Annotated in this window: 19 protein-coding genes; 13 read left to right on the top strand and 6 right to left on the bottom strand. The window is 48.8% G+C overall.

The window, feature by feature from the left end:
• Positions 1 to 16: 16 nt before the first annotated feature.
• The 3 genes from ispH (at position 17) to MJ768_RS00965 (ending at position 2,568) form a co-directional block, all read left to right on the top strand.
• Positions 17 to 982 carry a 4-hydroxy-3-methylbut-2-enyl diphosphate reductase gene (gene ispH, locus MJ768_RS00975; RefSeq protein WP_239287406.1) on the top strand — a complete coding sequence of 322 codons (966 nt, stop codon included), beginning with the start codon at positions 17 to 19 and terminating at the stop codon, positions 980 to 982.
• Positions 983 to 1,084: 102 nt separating this feature from the next.
• On the top strand, positions 1,085 to 1,699 hold the full coding sequence (locus MJ768_RS00970) for an undecaprenyl diphosphate synthase family protein (RefSeq protein ID WP_239287404.1): 615 nt from the start codon (positions 1,085 to 1,087) through the stop codon (positions 1,697 to 1,699).
• Between the two features lie 329 nt (positions 1,700 to 2,028).
• Positions 2,029 to 2,568 (top strand): winged helix-turn-helix domain-containing protein, encoded by a 540-nt coding sequence (locus MJ768_RS00965; RefSeq protein WP_445082953.1) that lies wholly within the window; start codon positions 2,029 to 2,031, stop codon positions 2,566 to 2,568.
• Between the two features lie 165 nt (positions 2,569 to 2,733).
• Here the strand turns inward: MJ768_RS00965 and guaA are convergent, their stop codons facing one another.
• From guaA to MJ768_RS00935, 6 genes are all read right to left on the bottom strand, one after another.
• Positions 2,734 to 4,299: a glutamine-hydrolyzing GMP synthase gene (guaA, locus tag MJ768_RS00960; protein WP_239287402.1), complete on the bottom strand. Its 1,566-nt coding sequence runs from the start codon at positions 4,297 to 4,299 to the stop codon at positions 2,734 to 2,736.
• 160 nt (positions 4,300 to 4,459) lie between these two features.
• Entirely contained in the window at positions 4,460 to 5,920 is a 1,461-nt protein-coding gene (gene guaB / locus MJ768_RS00955) for an IMP dehydrogenase (protein ID WP_239287400.1), read from the bottom strand.
• 330 nt (positions 5,921 to 6,250) lie between these two features.
• On the bottom strand, positions 6,251 to 7,174 hold the full coding sequence (locus MJ768_RS00950) for an alpha/beta fold hydrolase (RefSeq protein WP_239287399.1): 924 nt from the start codon (positions 7,172 to 7,174) through the stop codon (positions 6,251 to 6,253).
• Positions 7,175 to 7,209: 35 nt separating this feature from the next.
• On the bottom strand, positions 7,210 to 7,491 hold the full coding sequence (locus MJ768_RS00945) for a hypothetical protein (RefSeq protein WP_239287398.1): 282 nt from the start codon (positions 7,489 to 7,491) through the stop codon (positions 7,210 to 7,212).
• 103 nt (positions 7,492 to 7,594) lie between these two features.
• Complete coding sequence (locus MJ768_RS00940) at positions 7,595 to 8,056, bottom strand: Lcl C-terminal domain-containing protein (RefSeq protein ID WP_239287397.1); 462 nt, start codon at positions 8,054 to 8,056, stop codon at positions 7,595 to 7,597.
• A 215-nt stretch (positions 8,057 to 8,271) separates the two neighbouring features.
• The gene (locus MJ768_RS00935; RefSeq protein ID WP_239287396.1) at positions 8,272 to 8,757 is read right to left on the bottom strand and encodes an Lcl C-terminal domain-containing protein; all 486 of its coding nucleotides are present in this window, start codon (positions 8,755 to 8,757) and stop codon (positions 8,272 to 8,274) included.
• Between the two features lie 539 nt (positions 8,758 to 9,296).
• Here MJ768_RS00935 and MJ768_RS00930 point away from each other — a divergent pair.
• The 10 genes from MJ768_RS00930 (at position 9,297) to MJ768_RS00885 (ending at position 20,182) form a co-directional block, all read left to right on the top strand.
• Entirely contained in the window at positions 9,297 to 9,680 is a 384-nt protein-coding gene (locus tag MJ768_RS00930) for a VOC family protein (protein WP_239287395.1), read from the top strand.
• An 81-nt stretch (positions 9,681 to 9,761) separates the two neighbouring features.
• Positions 9,762 to 10,622: a PA4780 family RIO1-like protein kinase gene (locus MJ768_RS00925; protein ID WP_239287394.1), complete on the top strand. Its 861-nt coding sequence runs from the start codon at positions 9,762 to 9,764 to the stop codon at positions 10,620 to 10,622.
• Positions 10,623 to 10,697: 75 nt separating this feature from the next.
• Positions 10,698 to 12,602, top strand: coding sequence for a molecular chaperone HtpG (gene htpG, locus MJ768_RS00920; protein WP_239287393.1), 1,905 nt, complete (start codon positions 10,698 to 10,700; stop codon positions 12,600 to 12,602).
• 235 nt (positions 12,603 to 12,837) lie between these two features.
• Positions 12,838 to 14,091, top strand: a complete 1,254-nt coding sequence (locus tag MJ768_RS00915; RefSeq protein ID WP_239287392.1) for a YfiM family protein — start codon at positions 12,838 to 12,840, stop codon at positions 14,089 to 14,091.
• A gap of 18 nt (positions 14,092 to 14,109) precedes the next feature.
• Positions 14,110 to 14,520 carry an HIT family protein gene (locus MJ768_RS00910; protein WP_239287391.1) on the top strand — a complete coding sequence of 137 codons (411 nt, stop codon included), beginning with the start codon at positions 14,110 to 14,112 and terminating at the stop codon, positions 14,518 to 14,520.
• A 226-nt stretch (positions 14,521 to 14,746) separates the two neighbouring features.
• Positions 14,747 to 15,208, top strand: coding sequence for a hypothetical protein (locus MJ768_RS00905; RefSeq protein ID WP_239287389.1), 462 nt, complete (start codon positions 14,747 to 14,749; stop codon positions 15,206 to 15,208).
• Between the two features lie 264 nt (positions 15,209 to 15,472).
• On the top strand, positions 15,473 to 16,966 hold the full coding sequence (gene ppx, locus MJ768_RS00900) for an exopolyphosphatase (protein ID WP_239287387.1): 1,494 nt from the start codon (positions 15,473 to 15,475) through the stop codon (positions 16,964 to 16,966).
• Between the two features lie 96 nt (positions 16,967 to 17,062).
• A complete protein-coding gene (locus MJ768_RS00895) occupies positions 17,063 to 17,668 on the top strand; it encodes a CYTH domain-containing protein (protein ID WP_239287386.1) in 606 nt (201 codons plus the stop codon).
• Between the two features lie 167 nt (positions 17,669 to 17,835).
• On the top strand, positions 17,836 to 19,467 hold the full coding sequence (locus MJ768_RS00890) for a CHAD domain-containing protein (RefSeq protein WP_239287385.1): 1,632 nt from the start codon (positions 17,836 to 17,838) through the stop codon (positions 19,465 to 19,467).
• On the top strand, positions 19,439 to 20,182 hold the full coding sequence (locus MJ768_RS00885) for a ParA family protein (RefSeq protein ID WP_239287384.1): 744 nt from the start codon (positions 19,439 to 19,441) through the stop codon (positions 20,180 to 20,182). The genes MJ768_RS00890 and MJ768_RS00885 overlap by 29 nt, the downstream gene beginning before the upstream one ends.
• Positions 20,183 to 20,305: the final 123 nt, after the last annotated feature.

The following is a 20,305-nucleotide window of genomic DNA, read 5'->3' as shown; positions in this document are numbered from 1 at the left end:
ATTCGAAGGATAGAAAATGAATACGGAAATACTACTCGCCCAACTGCGTGGCTTTTGTGCCGGAGTAGATCGCGCGATCGAAATCGTTGAGCGAGCGCTCACGGAGTTTGGCGCACCGATCTATGTGCGCCACGAGATCGTACACAATGCTTATGTCGTCAATGATCTGCGCAACAAAGGCGCAATTTTCATCAAAGAATTGCAAGATGTCCCGGGCGGCAATACCGTCGTTTTTTCGGCGCACGGTGTCTCCAAAGCCGTACAGGATGAGGCCGATGCACGCGGCTTGAGAGTATTTGATGCAACCTGCCCTTTGGTGACCAAGGTACATATCGAAGTGGCAAAAATGCGCCGTGAAGGACGTGAAATCATCATGATCGGCCACCAAGGCCATCCAGAAGTGGAAGGCACGATGGGTCAGTCGGAACATGGGATGCATCTGGTCGAGACTGCGCATGATGTGGAAAAACTGCAAGTGACCAATCCGAACATGCTGGGCTATGTTTCACAAACCACCTTATCTGTAGACGATACCATTGAAGTCATTCGGGCGCTGAAACGCAAATATCCAAGCATTACCGAGCCGAAAAAAGCCGATATATGCTACGCGACCACGAACCGGCAGGAAGCAGTGAAATTCATGGCGCCGCAGGTGGATATCGTAATCGTGGTCGGCAGCCCAAATAGTTCCAACTCCAACCGCCTGCGTGAAGTCGCAGAAAAAAATTGGACTGAGGCATACATGGTAGACAACGCGACGCAAATCGATCCGGCATGGTTGGTCGGAAAAATACGCATCGGCGTGACCGCTGGCGCATCGGCGCCGGAAGTTTTGGTGCAGTCGGTGATTGATCGATTGAAGGAATGCGGCGCGAAAAGCGTGCGAACACTGGAAGGCGTAGAAGAACATATTACCTTTCCGTTGCCAAAGGGATTGAGCAAATTTCAGACAGCGGGGAGTTCAAGTCAGAGCAATGCCTGATTTGCATTCGGTTTTATCAAATAACATGCAAGATGTCAGAGAAAGTTAATTTATTACCGTTCGCATCGTGTAGTCACACATCAATTTGGAATAAGGTTTGCAATGACGAAAAACAACATCCCGCATCATGTCGGTTTCATTCCCGATGGAAATCGCCGCTGGGCCATGGATCATGGTCTGCCCAAAGAAGCCGGATATGCTCATGGTATCGACCCGGGGTTGCTGCTGTACGAGAAATGTAAAAAATCCGGGATCATGGAAGTTTCCATCTACTGCTTTACCCAGGACAACACCAAGCGGTCTTCCATTCAGAAACAGGCATTCAGCGACGCCTGCGTTGCATTCGCTTTTGAGATTGCACGTCGTGGAGCGGCTTTGCTTGTGGTCGGCGATGAGACCTCGACACAATTCCCCGAGGTGTTAAAAGAATTCCGGCAGCGCCAGGGTGTCGGAATGAAGGTGAATCTTCTGGTCAACTATGGCTGGGAATGGGATCTCGCCGGTCTTAAAAACGGCGGCCTGCGTTCCGATGAAGTTTCACGTCTGGATTTGATCGTACGCTGGGGCGGGGGACGCAGATTGAGCGGTTTTCTCCCGGTGCAATCGGTTTATGCGGATTTCTATGTCAGGGATGAATATTGGCCAGATTTTGATCCGCAGCATTTTGAGTACGCACTTGCCTGGTATAAAAAACAGGACCAGACACTTGGCGGGTAATCCACTGGGCAGAAGAGGTTCATGGTACTTGTACACGTCTCGGTTCCGCTTTTCATAGGACATTGAAGGCCAACTGTCTGAGTCGAATGCCAACCGACCTTAAATGGTGAGGCAGCTATTCGGCGGAGTTAATCGGCTACGTGGATATCGCACTATAGGACGTAATCCTCCCCTAAATTATGTCGAACTGCCCATCGGTCAGCAGCACGCGGATAGGCCGCAGCACGCAATTATCAACTACGTGATCAATGCGCCAAACTTTTGAAGGCCTTTATAGACCCGGCATGATTTATTAATGAATTTTTCTTGGTTTTCGATGACTGTGTGGTATGGAAAAAGAAGATGCCAGCAAGCAGTCGCGAGAAGTACTTCATGAACGATGCAAGCAAGTCATTCGTGTGCACCGCAAAGGCGTGGCGGTGATGGAGATCGTGGCGCAAACGGGACTGAGCTGGACGGCAGTCAATACGGCGCTGCGGTTGTATAAGGCTGAAGGTTCGGGGGCACTCAAGCCCTGCGTTCGGGGCAAAAAACCTGGCAGTGGACGTCGCTTGATGGTTAGCCAAGAGCTGACGATTCAGCAAACCATCTGCGACAAACGCCCGGAACAACTCAAGATGGATTTTGCGCTATGGAGCAGGCCCACCGTGCGCCAGCACATTGAGCTGGCGCATGGTATCAAGCTGTCTATTCGGGCAGTAGGCAACTATTTGGCACGTTGGGGTTTACACCACAAAAACCCATCAAAAAAGCATATGAGCAGCGCCCTGAAGCTGTCCAGGCTTGGCTTGATGAACAGTATCCGGCCATTGAAGCCAGAGCAAAAACCGAAGGTGCGGAAATTCACTGGGGCGACGAGACGGCGCTAGTCAACACGGATGTCAGAGGCAGGAGCTATGCGCCGGTGGGCAAGACACCTGTGACGTTCGCAGTAGGCGGCACGCGCCACAAGCTATCGATGATTGCGACGGTAACCAACCAGGGTAAAACAATGAGCTAAAATTTATCCTTTAATAACAATTAATTATGACAACTCACTCCCACTCAATAGTAGCAGGCGGCTTTCCGGAAATATCATAAACTACGCGGTTGATGCCTCGCACTTCGTTGATGATGCGGTTAGAAATTTTGGCCAGCAAGGCATGCGGCAATTCTGCCCAATGCGCGGTCATGAAGTCCTGCGTTTGCACCGCACGCAGCGCCACCACCCACTCATAAGTACGGCCATCGCCCATCACGCCCACCGACTTTACTGGCAGGAAGACAACAAATGCCTGTGCGGTTTTCTCATACCAGCCGGACGTATGTAGCTCTTCGATGAAAATTGCATCAGCACGGCGCAACAAGTCGGCGTACTCTCGCTTGACTTCTCCGAGGATGCGCACACCCAGCCCCGGCCCCGGGAATGGGTGGCGGTACACCATGTCGCGCGGCAAGCCGAGCGCCACGCCGAGTTCGCGCACTTCGTCCTTGAACAGTTCGCGCAACGGTTCCAGCAGCTTAAGATGCAAGGTATCAGGCAAGCCGCCAACATTGTGGTGTGATTTGATGGCGTGTGCCTTTTTTGTTTTGGCGCCAGCAGATTCGATCACGTCAGGATAAATGGTGCCTTGCGCCAGCCATTTTGCCTGTGGCAATTTGGCGGCTTCTCGCTGAAATACTTCGACAAATTCGCGCCCGATAATTTTGCGTTTTTGCTCTGGATCAGACACGCCTGCCAAATGTTTCATGAATTCTGCGCCAGCATCAACATGGATAACTTTCACGCCCAGGTTTTTAGCAAAAGTTTCCATAACCTGCTTGGCTTCATTCAAGCGCAACAGGCCATTGTCCACAAATACGCAGGTGAGTTGCGCACCGATGGCACGATGCAACAATGCTGCGGCCACGGAAGAATCCACTCCGCCGGAGAGACCGAGGATGACTTCTTCCTGACCGACTTGGGCGCGGATTTTTTCTACCGCCTCACCGATGTAATCGGGCATGTTCCAGTCCTGCCCGCAGCCGCAGATGTCATGCACAAAGCGGCTGATTATCGCCTTGCCTTGCGGAGTGTGGGTCACTTCCGGATGAAATTGTACCGAGTAGAAACGACGTGCCTCGTCGGCCATACCGGCAATCTGCGTGATTGCATTGGAAGCAATCACCGTGAAGCCCGGCGGCAGCAGGGTGACCTTGTCGCCGTGGCTCATCCATACATCTAGCAAGCCGTGGCCTGCCTCGTTGATACGATCCTGAATGTCGCGAAATAATTTTGAATGGCCGCGCGCACGGATTTCCGCATAGCCAAATTCGCGCACCAGGCCGACTTCCACTTCCCCACCCAATTGCGCGGCCATGGTTTGCATACCGTAGCAAATACCCAGCACCGGAACGCCCAGTTCAAATACTACTTGCGGCGCACGCGGGGCATCACCTTCAGTCACTGAACTGGGGCCGCCCGAAAGAATGATGCCAGCCGGCTTGAAATCGCGAATGAATTCATCACCTACGTCGAATGGATGCAGCTCGCAGTAAACATGAGATTCGCGCACGCAGCGCGCTATAAGTTGGGTGTATTGCGAACCAAAGTCGAGAATCAGAATTTTTTGGTGGGACATAAAGTTATCAGATGTAATTTATTAAATGTAGGTAATTATTTAATAGTTTGGTGCAGCGATTGTTGCTGGCCTATGAACAGTACGATTGGACTTCACCATAATTTCAGCTTACGGTATTCAGCCATCTTTACCTCAGCTAATAACTAATCGCTAACAACAACTAATCAATATGGTAATTCGGTGCCTCCTTGGTGATCTGCACGTCATGGACATGCGATTCACGAATTCCGGCAGCGGTTATTTGCACAAACTCAGCCTTGGTGTGCATTGTGGCGACATCCGGACAACCCAGATAACCCATGCTGGCACGCAAACCACCCATTAGTTGGTGGATAACCGCCAACACGCTTCCCTTGTAAGGCACGCGTCCTTCCACTCCTTCAGGAACCAGTTTGTCTTGATTGGCTTCGTTGTCCTGAAAATAACGATCACTGGAACCCTGCTGCATCGCGCCTATACTGCCCATGCCGCGATAGGATTTGTAAGAACGGCCCTGGAACAACTCCACCTCACCGGGCGCTTCTTCTGTACCTGCAAACAGACCACCCAACATCACTACGTGCGCACCTGCCGCAATCGCCTTTGCGATGTCGCCGGAATAGCGTACTCCACCGTCTGCAATGAGCGCTATACCGGAACCTTGCAATGCTTCCGCCACATTCTGGATAGCCGATATTTGTGGCACGCCTATACCTGCAACCATGCGCGTAGTGCAAATCGAGCCGGGGCCAATACCTACTTTAACGCCGTCTGCGCCATGATCCATAAGGGCCTTGGCGGCGGCAGCAGTAGCAATATTCCCGCCAATTACATCCACGTTCGGAAAATTCTTCTTTACCCACTTTACACGGTCCAGCACGCCCTGCGCATGGCCGTGCGCGGTATCCACTATGAGCACATCCACTCCGGCTTCTACCAATAGGGTAGCGCGTTCGTCCGTGCCTTCGCCCACGCCAATCGCGGCACCAACGCGCAAACGCCCGTGTTCATCTTTACACGCCAGCGGATGTTCGCTGGACTTGAGAATATCCTTTACGGTAAATAGACCACACAACTCAAACGCATCATTCACTACCAGCACACGTTCAATACGATGCTGATGCATCAACCCGCGCGCCTCTTCACGGGTGGCGTTTTCCTTGACCGTGATCAGCCGTTCTCGCGGCGTCATGATATTTTGGATGGGTTGATCAAGGTTGCTCTCGAAACGCAAATCGCGGTTAGTCACAATACCGACTACCTGTTTACCCTGCACCACCGGCAATCCTGAAATATTGTGCTGGCGAATAAGGTTCAGCACATCGCGCACTGTCATCCCGGGTGTGACGGTGATGGGATCCTTCACCATGCCACTTTCAAAACGCTTAACCTTGGATACCTCAGCAGCCTGCATCTTGGCGGTCATATTTTTGTGAACGATGCCGATGCCGCCTTCCTGCGCCAAGGCTATTGCCAGACGTGCCTCGGTGACGGTATCCATGGCAGCGGATAACAAAGGAATATTCAAGGTGATGTTGCGGGTAAGCTGAGTACGCAAACTGACATCACGCGGCAATACATTGGAATGTGCCGGAATTAGCAAGACATCGTCAAAAGTTAGCCCTTTTTGGGTGATACGCATAATAGATCAACCTCAACAAAAATTTACCGATGGATTCGCATTTTATAGGTTTTTACCAGTACCAACTTCAATTTGTGCAAATGAATAATTGCCGTTATATCGAAATCTTGTATACAGATATGTCATCAGCCAGCGTGTTTTGCAATTCTGCACGGTTAATCGGTTTCTGCAGCTCTGTTGATACGCCGCGAAAAAACTCATGCTGTAGTCTGTCATGATTGAAATAATCACCTTCGGAATGTAACCAGCGCAGGAACTTTCTTGATACGGGCAACAAATTCCCGGCCGATCATTTTCAATGATATGCGGCGCGATTAACACAGAGGGCCATTAATTTGTTGTCTCAGGATTACGCAGGAATGACTCCACTAAAGGCAGGAGCACCTGCGGCCGCTCTTCCGCTGGAGAATGACCGCTATCATCGATCACAAACAGCCGTGAACCGGGGATCGCCTGGTGGAGTCGCTCGCCGACGCTGACCGGGACAATCCTGTCCTGCTTACCCCAAACGATGAGAGTCGGAACCCGGAGGCTTGAGTACTGTAGAGACAAATCTTCCAGGTCCGGCGGCTGGATCTGGCGCGCGCTGGTTACTGCGGCATAGCGCCCATCGGGTGTTTTCAAGGCCTTGGCGTAAACCTTAACCGCATCCTCGGGCACTGCCGAATCTTTTGCATACACCAGTTTCATTACCTCTCGAATTTGAATTTCAGGCGGCACCACTCTCACGACCAACGGCCCAAGTACAGGGGTTGCAAGCAAACGAATGAACATGGGCATCCGCTGCGGGTACGCGATACCGTCGATCAGCACCAAGCCTCTCTGACGACCGGGAGCCGACTGTTGCAGGTAGAGCGAGGCCACCAGCGCAATACCGCCGCCGAGGGAGTGCCCCACAATAGTTACATCTTTCAGGTCGTTATCCACTACGTAATCGCGGATCAACCGTGCCTGTTCGTAGACAGAATAACGCTCGTCGGCCGGCTTTGGGGAGTCGCCAAAACCCTTCAGGTCAATTGCGATCACCCGGTTTTGTTGAGCCAGTGCAGGGGCCAAATGACGCCACACATAGATGCTGTTGCCGAAGCCGTGAATTAGCAATACGGGTTTACCCGAACCTGACACTTCCATGTGCAAATCAATGCGCGGCTCATCTTTCAAGGTTGCCGGGTAATCTCGCCAAGCAGGCGTGCTCTTGTCGAGGACAGCGCAGCCGGAGTTAATTGCTAACACAATGCCGCCAAACATTGTCATAAACCACCGTGTGGCAGCTAAAATAAAACTTGGTCTCATTTCAACAAGACCCAGTCGCCTAGCTTAAACAGAAAGGTATAGACGTCGAAAAGTGTGCCTGCGGCGAACGCGAACAGCGAGAAAAGCGGCAGCGATGCGGTGATCCAGCTAATTCGACGCACTCTGCGCATAAAATCGGCATCGCCTGAATTCAGGTAGTCTGGAATGCACACGACAGCGAAAGAAACTACAGCGAGATACAGACAGAGTCCAAGGGAAAGCAGGAGCAGGTTGGATAAATACAGATCAATCGGCTGAAGTACCTCTTCCGCATTCATGAAAAACGAATTGTCTTACTTAATCACAACCACGGCCTATACCTTTTGGATACAAACCGTGGCATTGAACGTTTTTATAACTAGTTGATTAAATTTAATTTAATTAACTGGAACGCACTAACCTTACGTGACTAGGAATGGCGCTGTATTCGCTATATACCTTGCCAACGTAGAAACTGACAAACCAGGATAAGGCGCCGTCTGGCGAAGCTGTAAAAAAAGCTGATCCTGGCGTTCCTGGAAAGACGGCTGTGTCGATCGACGGATCTCTACGGCTCATATCCACGATGCTCGACAGCTCTTCAACTTTAGGCAAGCGCCAAGCTTTGCGCGTGGCCTTCGCTTCGCTTTTAGCCAATGCCAACGCATCCTCCAAATTATAAGCGCCAGGAATCCCAGTGCAGCCATCGATACTTGCTGTCATACCTTCAGCGCAACGTCGCCAGATCAGGCCAGTTTTATTGTCTGTAACTTCAGTACCATCCTCGGAAATGATAAATCGTTCTGCCGGTTGCTCGTCTGGGTTGTCTGCCTGCGGCTGGGAGTTATCAGTTTCATTCTGCATATTTGATCTTCTTTCTATCAGTTAATTAGTTAATTATCAGTTAACAGGGATTTCCCTGCATTTTTGCAAAAAATATTAATAATTACTGCAACGATTTAACCATACTGTGTTCTGTAGAGAACGCGTATTTGTAAAATAATTACAATATCTTGTCAATGTTGAATTCTACTCCAGTGTAGTTTCGTTTCGTACCTTCCCCAGCGCTGCGCATCCCATCACTGGCCGGAACGCACTAAGCGCACCTGAAGTTTGCCGCCACAGACGTAAGTATTCATGAAGCCACCATAAAACATGACATACCAAGCCTTTAACGGATTGTTCTCCACGGGCGAAGCCGACCAGAAAGGTGTTGCAGGCGTCCCCGGAAAGGCGTGCGTATCAATCGCCGGATTTCCGAAGCTGGCATCTACAATGCTCGAAAGTTCTTTTACATTGGGAAGCCGCCATGACTTGCCACTAGCCAACGCTACGTCGTTGGCCAAGGCCAGCGACTGCTCCCAAGTATAAGCGGCTGCAACCCCGCTGCAGCCATTGCTGCTGGCCGTCATACCTTCTGGACAACGTCGCCAGATTAGCCCGGTTTTGCTGTCAGCAACTTCGTCGCCATCCGCCGAAATGACATATCTGGCCTGAACTTGTGCATCTGAGTTGCCTGGCACAGCGGGTATATCTGCCACGGGCTGGGGAGTGCCGGTTTTCATGATGATGCTCTCCTTAGGATTAATTATATTAAGGGCACCTCTAAAAATCCAATTTTGCGAGCAGCCGCTTTGCGGCTTGCCTGCTTACCCCGCTTCGTCACAATACGGCATTACTCGAAAAAAATTATCGCTTACATATCAACTATATGCCGCGCTCTAATATTTACTCGCGCCTTGTCTTGCTTAGAAACTTGAATTTTTAGAGGCGCCCTTAAGCTCGTTGTACTTTTATTCAGCCCAGAAAACAGCATAGAAGGCCAAGATTTTATTCCATTAATTTGATCTGTGTATAAAACAGACAATGTAACCGCAATATTTTATATAATGCTTTTTGTACAGAAACGCAATTGTCAAAACAACAACATCTTGTCATATCAAATTTTGTACCGACACAATTTTATTTCCATCCTCTGACCGACATCTTATTGTGTCTGATCGCCTCTTAAATTTTAATTTATTACTATCACGCATAATATACTGAATACAAATGACAGTATCCGTCTTTGACATTATGCATAATGCAGGACGCCACTAGACTTATGCAAATCACTCACCTGCTGCATGCTACCTTTCTGGTGGCAGACCTGAATAGGGCGCGTATTTTTTACGAAAGTGTTCTGGGGCTGGTACCTGACGGCAAGCGCCCAGAGATGAGTTTTCCCGGCGTGTGGTATAACGTTGGCATACATCAGCAAATCCATCTCATGCAACTTCCTAATCCAGAAGCGAACCTGCAGCGTCCAGCGTACGGAGGACGTGACCGCCATATAGCCCTGTCGGTAAACCATCTGAATACGTTGATGCAAAAATTGGATTCAGCCACGATAAGCTACACGATAAGTATGTCCGGCCGCCCTGCCTTATTCTGCCGCGACCCGGATGATAATGCGCTGGAATTTATTGAATACCAATCATCCCTTTAAATATCAGGGCAGCAAATCCGTCCTGTTTAAAACGCTATTTAGATTATTGTAAAATTCGCTCTTTGGTAACGCCTTGATCACATGAAAACTCCAAAAAGAATTGAGCCGCTTATCCAGGATGGCATAGTTGACAAGGTTGACCGTCAGCTCATGAGCGGCAAAGAAGCTAATGTCTATATTGTCATCTGTGGAGAAAATATCCGCTGCGCGAAAGTTTATAAGGAAGCTAACAAGCGCAGTTTCCATCAGGCCGTTCACTACACGGAAGGCCGCAAGGTGAAAAACAGCCGTATGGCCCGTGCCATGGAAAAAGGCACCCGCTATGGGCGTAAAGAGCGGGAAACCGCCTGGCAAAATGCCGAGGTGGACGCTTTGTACAAACTCGCCGCTGCAGGAGTGCGTGTTCCGCATCCATATGGATTTTACGAAGGCGTACTGCTGATGGAATTGGTGTCCGACGCGAATGGCGAGCCCGCCCCGCGACTCAATGATCTAGTACTTACTGCTGAGCTCGCGCGACAATATCACCAGATTTTGATCAGACAAGTCGTGCGCATGCTGTGCGCTGGCATCGTTCACGGCGACCTGTCCGAGTACAACGTCCTCGTTGACAGCAACGGACCGGTCATCATCGACTTGCCGCAAGCAATCGATGCCGCCGCAAACAACAATGCCTGCAAAATGCTGGAGCGAGACGTCGATAATCTGGCAATCTACTTCGGCCAATTCGCCCCCGAACTACGTTCTACAGACTATGGCAAAGAAATCTGGTCGCTCTATGAGAGCGGTGAACTACATCCTGAAGTCAAACTGACGGGCAAATTCAAACGCAGCGAAAAGCAGGCTGACGTCGGCGCTGTAATGCGGGAAATTGATGCCGCTCGCGATGCTGACACTGCACGGCGACTTTTGCGACAAGCAGCTAAAGCAGATGGCAGATGAAATAATCCCTCTTGAAAATCGTGAGACTACCCCAACCTATGCGTGCGTCCTGTCTAAAAAATAACGGAGAGAGTAATGACCGAAAATGTAACCAGCAATCGTGAAACCATGGGCTTTCAAGCCGAGGTAAAGCAACTACTGCAATTGATGATTCATTCGCTATATTCGAATCGAGAAATTTTCCTGCGGGAGCTGATATCCAATGCGTCCGATGCCTGCGACAAGCTGCGCTTCGAGGGGCTGCATAACTCAGCGTTGTTTGAGAATGATTCCGAGCTGACTATCCATGTCAGCTACGACAAAGAGGCAAAAACGCTGACCATTAGCGACAATGGCATTGGTATGAGCCGCGACGAGGTCATCAACAACCTCGGCACTATTGCCAAATCCGGCACGCGCGAATTCTTTACTCAGCTTTCTGGAGACCAGCAGAAGGATGCAAATCTTATCGGTCAGTTTGGCGTGGGTTTTTATTCGGCTTTTATTGTCGCCGACAAGGTGAGCGTGTTAACGCGCCGTGCCGGTGAAAAAATCGATCAAGGTGTAAGCTGGGAATCCGACGGTGGAGGAGAATTTGCCATTGAGATGGTCGAGCGGGCCACGCGGGGTACGGCTATTACCCTGCATCTGCGCGAAGGGCAGGAAGACCTGCTAAATGGCACAAAGTTGCGCACCATTATCCACAAGTATTCGGACCATATCGTTCAGCCTATCTTGATGAAAAAGGAGGAATGGAAAGACAACGCACAGCAGGTGCTGGAGGAAGAGGAGACAATCAATCAAGCTTTTGCGCTGTGGGCGCGCCCCAAAACCGAGATCAGCGATGATGAGTACAAGGGTTTTTACAAACATGTAGGCCATGATTATGAAGACCCGCTGGCATGGACTCATGCGCGTGTAGAGGGACGCCAGGAATACACTTTGTTGCTATATATACCGGCCAGGGCACCCTTTGATCTGTGGGAGCGCGATGCGAGTCACGGCATTAAGCTGTATGTACGCCGCGTCTTCATCATGGATGATGCCACCCAACTAATGCCGCATTACCTGCGCTTTGTGCGCGGTGTGGTTGATACCAATGATCTCCCGCTCAACGTATCGCGCGAGATTCTGCAAGAATCGAAGGACATCGAAGCAATCCGTTCCGGCTGCACGAAAAAAGTGCTTGGTCTGCTGGAAGACATGGCCGTTAAGGACCCAGAGAAATATACCAAGTTCTGGGATGTATTTGGCCGCGTGCTGAAGGAAGGAGTGGGCGAAGACTTCGCTAATAAAGACAAGATCGCTGGCTTGCTGCGCCTCGCTTCTACTCATACTAATTCGCCAGGAGAAACCGTTTCTCTGGCCGATTACATTAGTCGCATGAAGGAAGGTCAGGACAAGATTTACTACATCACCGCTGATACTTTTAATGCCGCGAAAAATAGTCCGCATTTGGAAGTATTTCGCAAAAAAGACATTGAAGTGCTTTTGCTGACCGATCACGTAGATGAATGGGTGGTGAGTAATTTATCCGCATTCGAGGGTAAGCCGTTGGTGTCTGTTGCAAAAGGGGGACTTGATCTCGGCAAACTCGAAGATGAAGCAGAGAAACAGGAACAAGAAAAAGATGCCGGTGCATTCAAGGAACTAACTGACAAGATTAAAGCCAGCCTTAGCGAGCGCGTTAAAGAGGTACGCGTGACTCACCGACTGACCGATTCGCCAGCCTGCCTAGTAGCGGACGTTCATGACATAAACGCCAACCTGGCTCGTCTACTGAAGGCATCAGGGCAGAAGGCGCCAGTGTCGCAGCCTATCCTCGAGATTAACCCCAAGCATCCGGTTGTGTTACGCCTGAAAGCCGAAGAGAAAAAGTTTGATGACTGGGCCTCAGTATTATTTGACCAAGCCTTGCTAGCCGAGGGTGGTCAGCTCGACGATCCAGCCAGCTTCGTGAAACGTATTAATCAGCTGATGCTGGAGATGAGCGGCAGCTAGCTCTGAATTGCTGTTTGGCAGGGTATGCTTGCACGCCATATCCTGCCACCAGACGGCCAAACACTAAGCATTTGAACAACTGGGCAACATTGCTGATGCGCCCATGGTTACACAAGTAAAATCGGTACCACAGCTGCATTAATATTAAGATAATGCAGCTGTGGTACCGATTTTACTTGGCACAAATTTTTGCACTTTTGTAACAGAGTAAAAATAAAGAAATGCGGACAAAAGAATGCGAATACGGTTTCTATTAATACTGATCATCGTTGTCTTGTTGGCGCTGCTATCTGTAATTTATTTAAGTGTCGAAAAACAACCGCTCGTCACTGGTATAGCCCAATTTACTCCAGCTCATATCGACCGCGCCAAACACATACTGTCTCGTAACGATCCGCGCAAAATGAAAGCAGGAGTACTGCGCACCATTACTATTAGTCAAGAAGATCTCGACCTTGTTGTCAATTATCTTGCCAACAGCTACGGCAAGAGCAGCTCCAATATAGATTTACAGCAAGGCATGGCCAGAGTGCGCGCAACTGTCGAATTGCCGCCCAATCCAATCGGGCGCTATCTCAATATCGACGCCAAATTTCGCGAAACGAAAGCACTACCACGATTTGAGTATCTGCGTATTGGCAAGTTACCGGTGCCCGCGTTTATTGCAGACGGGCTACTACAGTTTGGCATTAAGCAGTTGCAAGCCAGCGAGGACTATGGAGCAGCTGCCGATGTCATCAAGAATGTGAGCACAAACAATGAGATGCTGCGCATCGTCTTCGAATGGAACGAAGCGCTGCCCAATCAGCTTAAGGCCTTGCTGGTGCCGCCCAAGGAGCAGGAGCGACTAAAGGCGTATCACGAACGACTGGTCGAGCTGACCGGCAAACTTGGCTCAAAACGTAAACTGCGGTTCAATGAACTGATGCGAGCGCTGTTCGAGCTCGCCAAACAGCGTACAAACGGCGGCGATCCGGCGGCGGAAAATCGCGCCGCGATTATCGTTATGGCGTTTTACGTAAACGGCAAAGGGCTTGGTGCCATTATTCCGGCTGCCATGCAATGGCCAAAGCCGACTTCGCGCAATGTGACCCTAGGCGGACGCAGTGACTTTTCTCAGCATTTCACGATTTCTGCGGCACTCGCCTCTACTGCTGGCAGCCCGCTGTCGGATGTTATCGGCTTGTACAAGGAGATCAAGGATTCTCACGGTGGCAGCGGCTTCAGCTTCAATGATATCGCCGCTGATCGTGCCGGCACACGTTTCGGCGAGCTTGCCACAACAAGTGAGAGTGGCGCGCAAAAAGTGCAGCAGCAACTTACTGCTGGGCTGCGCGAATCCGACATCATGCCGGAAGTGAAGGATTTACCAGAGTATGTGCAGGAAAGCGAATTCAAACGCCGCTATGGCGGCATCGGCAGCCCGGCTTATATAAAAATGACCAACGAAATCGAGCGACGCATCGCCGCACTGCCTCTATATCGCTGACAATATATTCACGAAAAAATGATGAACTGTGAACTCTGTAAAACAACGAGCGAAACCCTGCTATGGCGCGGCGAGCTTTGTCGCGTGGTGCTGATCGAGGATGCCGATTATCCCGGATTCTGTCGCGTGATATGGAACCGCCATGTCAAGGAAATGACGGACTTGAATGATGGCGAACGGCATGCTTTCATGGATGCGGTATTTGCCGTGGAAAGCGCGCTGCGTGAAGTTATGCAGCCCGACAAAATTAACCTTGCCAGCCTCGGCAACCTAACACCGCACTTGCACTGGCACATCATTCCGCGCTATGCCCTCGACAAACACTTTCCCAACCCGGTCTGGGGCACACCTCAACGTGCAGGCTTTCCAAAGCCACCGTTAGATTGGCAGGCGCGACTTTCACAGAGCATACGTCAACGACTTCAATAATCGATATGTAACCTTGCAGATTAATCCAACTAAATAAAGCACCCCGCCGCGAGCAGCGGGGGATTAACACCGCTCTCCAAGCTGCCGGCTTTCAGCCAGCCTTCGCCCCAAGGGATGGGGAATTGAACCCGGAGATATTAATATAAACTGTTTATAAAGTAATGTTATTATCCAAATCTGCACCGGTAACTATTTTTTAGAATTCTCATTTAATTTGGAGCGAGCCATGACGACAAAAGCAAAAAATGCTGTTAAATCCAAACCTGTTTCTAAATCTAAAACTGCTACGAGATCGTTGCCAACTAAAGTGGCAGCAAGTAATAAGCCTAAGCCTGCTCCAGCGGTTAAAGCCGTGATTCCCACACAGGTGACGGCCAAAATGGCAAACAAAAATCCTGTCGCAAAATCTGATGTAACACCTTCTAAAATAGTTAAAACGGGGAAGTTATCAAAGGCGGATAAGCCTAAAAAAATTAAAATGGTGCGTGATAGCTTCAGCATGCCAGAAAATGATTATTCGCAGTTCGCCGCATTAAAGAGGAAGTGCCTGCTGGCTGGTGTTCATGTGAAGAAAAGTGAATTGCTGCGAGCGGGGTTGCTTTGCTTGTCAAAGCTGTCTGATTCTGAGTTGGTTAATGTTGTAGGGCAAGTGGAAATACTCAAAACAGGTCGGCCAACGAAACATTGAGCAGTTGTTACAATGTTCTGTTGTCCCGAAGCAAAATGTCATTGTTCAACGGTTTTTGTCGCATTACTGCAGATTGACTATGCCATTATTCAAATGCTGCCTTTGACAAACCGATGGACGTGAAGAACCTTATTGCAAATGGCGAAAAAAATGTAGGCGATGGAAAAATGATTGCAATCTTCCGTGCCAGAATATACTAAAATTTTATAAGCTATATGTACCACACCGAGTAAGTGGCTAACCTTGTATTGATAGGTAATTACTGTGCAAGCATACGATACCATTGCCGCAGTGGATTTGGGTTCCAATAGCTTCCGGCTACAAGTCGCGCGAGTGGTGGAAGATCAGATATATCCACTCGATTCCTTGAAGGAAACGGTACGTCTGGCTGCAGGGCTAACGCCGGACAAATTTCTGGACGACGAGTCCCAACTACGTGCCCTTGCATGCCTTAAGCGTTTTGGCGAGCGCTTACGTGGCTTGCCAATCCATGCTGTAAGGGCGGTAGGTACGAATACTTTCAGGCTGGCTAAAAATGCATCCGCTTTTCTTGAAAAAGCAGAAGATGCCTTGGGTTTTCCGATCGAAGTAATCGCTGGCCGAGAGGAGGCGCGGTTAATTTATCTGGGCGTGGCACATGGCATGCCACCATCGCAAAATCATAGGTTGGTGGTTGATATCGGCGGTGGCTCTACCGAATGCGTGATTGGCGAGGGATTGGAGCCGCTTCGAATGGAAAGTTTGTATATGGGATGCGTCAGTTATAGCAAGCGTTTTTTTGGCGACGGTAAAATTACTAAAGATGCCATGCGGCAGGCGGAACTCGCTGCGCGCATGGAGCTACAAACAATTCGTTTTGAGTTTTCCGGCGGAAATTGGCAAGAAGCGATCGGGTCATCTGGTACAGCACGTGCGTTGGCAGATTTGTTAAAGCAAAACGATTGGAGCAATGAAGGTATAACGGCAGAGGGGCTGGCAAAATTGCGTTCCATGTTACTGAAAGCAGGAGAATGCAAGCGGCTGGATGCACTTGGCCTTAAACCGGATCGCATTCCTGTTCTGCCTGGTGGATTCGCCATTATGTCGGCAGTTTTCACTGAATTGAATATTCAGCATATGAGCGTAGCGGGCGCCGCCCTCAAAGAAGGGGTGTTATATGACCTGTTGGGTCGTTTGCATCATCAGGATATGCGCGATGTCACCGTGAGCCAATTCATGCGACGTTACCATATTGATCCATTACAAGCCAAACGTGTGGAGGATTTATCGTTGTCGTTTTTCAAGCAAGTGGCGCAGGGCTATGACGTTGATGTTGATGTTGATGTTGACGCTGCGCAGCAGCAGTTGCAATGGGTGGCCAGGTTGCATGAAATAGGTATTTCCATCGCACATAGTGGTTATCACAAACATGCAGCTTACATTTTGGAAAACGCTGATATGCCGGGTTTTTCTAAAATGGAACAGTTTCAGCTTGGGTTGCAAGTAAGAGCGCAACGCGGGTCGCTTTCCAAGGTGCCAAACTTGTCGGGAATAATACAGGATTGGAGCGCAATATTAGCATTGCGTCTGGCGGTTTTGTTTTGTCGTAGTCGTACGGATGTAACCTTGCCTGAAATGCAATTGAAAAAAAGCGGCAATGAGTATCGCATCAAACTTGATAAATATTGGATTGAGCAAAATCCGCTCACAGAAAATGCGTTGCAAGCTGAGATCAAAGAATGGAAGGCAGTAGGAGTCAGTTTTTCAGTAACCAGTTAATATTTTTATGTAACTGCTGTTAAAACATAGCTTTATACCTGCAAATATTTGTGACTTAAAATATTCCGTACTACGCTTATGCATACTGAAATTGAATTGAAGCTACTCATTGATAGCGCAAACATCCCCCAGTTATTGCAGCACCCACTGCTTAAGTCGGCGTGCAAATCCGGGCCGTTGAGGCAAAAGCTTCACAGCATTTACTTTGATACGCCGGATCTTGAGCTTATGCGCCAGCGGATTGCCCTGCGTTTACGTCAGGCTGGTGGACACTGGATTCAGACCGTGAAAGGTAGCGGCAATGTAGAGGGTGGGCTGCATCAACGTCCTGAATGGGAAGTGCCTGTTACTGGTGGCATGCCGGATTTTGACAAGCTATCAGTATCACCATGGCACAGTTTTTTTACGCCGGATATCCAAAACAGGTTAATACCGATATTTGTAACGGATTTCTGGCGCACGATCTGGCTAATGGAGCTTCCTAACGGTTTAATTGAGCTGGCATTGGATGCAGGCGAAATACAGGCAAAAAATAAACAGGTTCCGATTTGCGAAGTTGAATTGGAATTGAAGTCAGGAGCCCCTGCGTCACTGTTCGATCTGGCCCGAGAATTGCGGAAATCAATTGCTTTGCAGCCTGAAGATAGAAGCAAGGCTGACCGAGGCTATAAGTTTTATAGCGGCTACTCTCATGCAAAATAAAGTCCAGTAAAAATCGGGCTGATGTTCGACTGAATATTCCAGGCGGCAAGGCAGAGAATTACATGCATATGGCATATGGCATATTGCAATCTATCATCATGGATCTGTGTACCCACTCTTCTTTAGTCATATAAATACTCCAAAATGACCAATATTCAAAGAAAATCATGTCCGTACAAAGGGTGAGCACCACAGTTCATCGGATGAGTTTTGTCATTCCGGCTGACATAAAAATATCGGACATTAAAAATAAATTTCTCACATGCATGCATTGTGAGGAATTGCATACCCACGTGTTGCAGCGTACCTACTTTGATAGTTTTGACTGGCGAATTTATTGTGCCGGTGGCGTTATTGAAAAGGAATCCGGAACTGGTGGCTTTGCATTGCGTTGGCGCAACTTTGTGTCCAATGAAATTTATGGCAACACCTCAATCAATAACATGGTCCGATTTGCTTGGGATCTGCCTGATTGTGATCTGCGCGAACGTCTGGAGCCTATACTGGAAATGCGTGCCTTGTTGCCCCTTCTTCGCATGAACTGTATGGTTCATGGCCTGATAGTGCTGAATAAGGAAAAAAAAACGGTCGCCCGGCTAGGTATCGAAGAAAATCGAATTTTGGGATCGACCGAATCCAAGCCACGCAAGCTTCCTGCCATATTGTACGTAGAATCAGTGAAAGGTTATGGCACCGTTTTTAAAGAAGTTTTACAAGTAATCAATCAACAGTTGGCTCTTAAAGTTGATAACCAGGGTATGGTACAAAGGGCAATGGCAGCAGTTGAATTACAGCCTGGAGCATATTCTTCCGATTTGAATTTAAAGCTGCGTCCGGAGACACATATCGAGGTGGTGATGCGCAACATTTTGTTGCGCCTGCTTGAGATTATGAAAGCTAATGAGTGGGGCATAAGAGCTGATTTGGATACAGAGTTTCTCCATGACTTCCGCGTCGCTGTACGACGGAGTCGTTCGGCTTTAGGGCAAATAAGAGGTGTTTTGCCACATAAAATGTGGGATCGATTTAGTCGAAAATTTGCATGGCTAGGAGAAATAACTGGCCCAACCCGTGACCTCGATGTCTATCTGTTAAATTTCGGAGCTTACAAAAATAGCCTGCCGCTACCTGTCAGGGATGATCTTGACCCACTTTATTATTTTCTGGGAGAACATCGGATAATCGAACATAAAAAGTTAGTTATGCATCTAGAGTCAGCGCGTTATAGAAAAATGATAGCTGCTTGGCTAGTGTACTTGAAAGCTCCATTACCAGCACGAACTACACTTCCTAATGCCCACTGTTCAACGTTTGATGTAGCAAATCAGCGAATATGGCGCATGGTTCGACGTGTCATTAAAGAAGGTGAGGCTATCAATGCGAGCAGCCCCCCCGAAGATTTGCATGAACTACGCAAGTCATGCAAAAAACTGCGTTACTTGATGGAATTTTTTCAAAGCCTCTATCCATCGGATGAGATCAAGCAGTTAATTAAAGCGCTGAAGTTTCTTCAAAATCAACTCGGAGAATATCAGGATATTCATGTTCAAATCGCATCATTGGCAACATTCAGGGCCCAGATGAAATCCGAAAGCGGAGCGACTGACCGTACGTTGGCGGCAATTGATATTATTCTGCAGACGCTCGAACAACGCCAAAGCCAGGTACGCAAAATGTTTAAGACACGATTTGCGACCTTCGCAGAAAATAAGAATCGTGTAGCTTTCAGGAGGCTATTTAAACCCAAGATCCAAAAGGAAGCACGCTCTCATGAAGATTATTGCCTGCTACAACATTAAGGGGGGTGTCGGTAAAACCGCAACGACCGTCAATCTGGCCTATCTGGCAAGTCGTGAGGGTGCCCGCACATTGGTTGTGGACTTGGATCCGCAAGGTGCGGCTTCTTTTTATTTTCGTGTTAAGCCCAAGATAAAAGGAGGCTTTAAAACGCTGATGGATGGCAAGCAAGGTTTGGGTGAGTTAATCAAGGGAACTGATTATGCCAATCTCGACCTTATTCCTGCGGACTTTTCCTTCCGCAATATGGATTTATTTTTGGAAGATGCAAAAAAACCCACGCGGCAATTACGAAAGTTGCTCAAGAGTCTGGATGACGACTATGACATTGCTTTTCTGGATTGTCCGCCCAGTATTTCGCTAGTATCCGAAAACGTATTTCAGGCGGCTGACATCTTGTTAGTGCCGACCATTCCTACGATTTTATCGTTGCGAACGTTGGACCAGATTCTGAAGTTTTGCAAAGAAAATAATCTGGATAATCTTCTGGTGCTTCCATTTTTTTCCATGGTGGACATACGCAAACAGCTGCACCGGCTTATTGTTGAAAAGCCACCGAAAACTTTAGCCGGATTGCTTAACACTACTATTCCCTATGCCAGCGATATAGAACGTATGGGACTTAATCGCGCAGCCCTTGCCAGCTATGCTCCAAAGTGTCGGGCAGCTTTGGCTTATGAGTCGTTATGGGCAGAAATTAAAGAATGCCTGAGTTGAAGTTTTCATTCTGTAACGTGGGGTTGATTGGCGAAGAATTTAATCTTTAATCTCTTCACCCCAGAATAATGTTGTAGCTATAGATTAATAGCATTGTTCTTATAGATGCAAATCAGGAGCGAA

This window comes from Candidatus Nitrotoga sp. 1052 (assembly GCF_927312905.1).
Lineage (GTDB): Bacteria > Pseudomonadota > Gammaproteobacteria > Burkholderiales > Gallionellaceae > Nitrotoga.
Note: the sequence above shows the minus strand (reverse complement) of the source record. Positions and strands in the feature narration are given on the sequence as shown.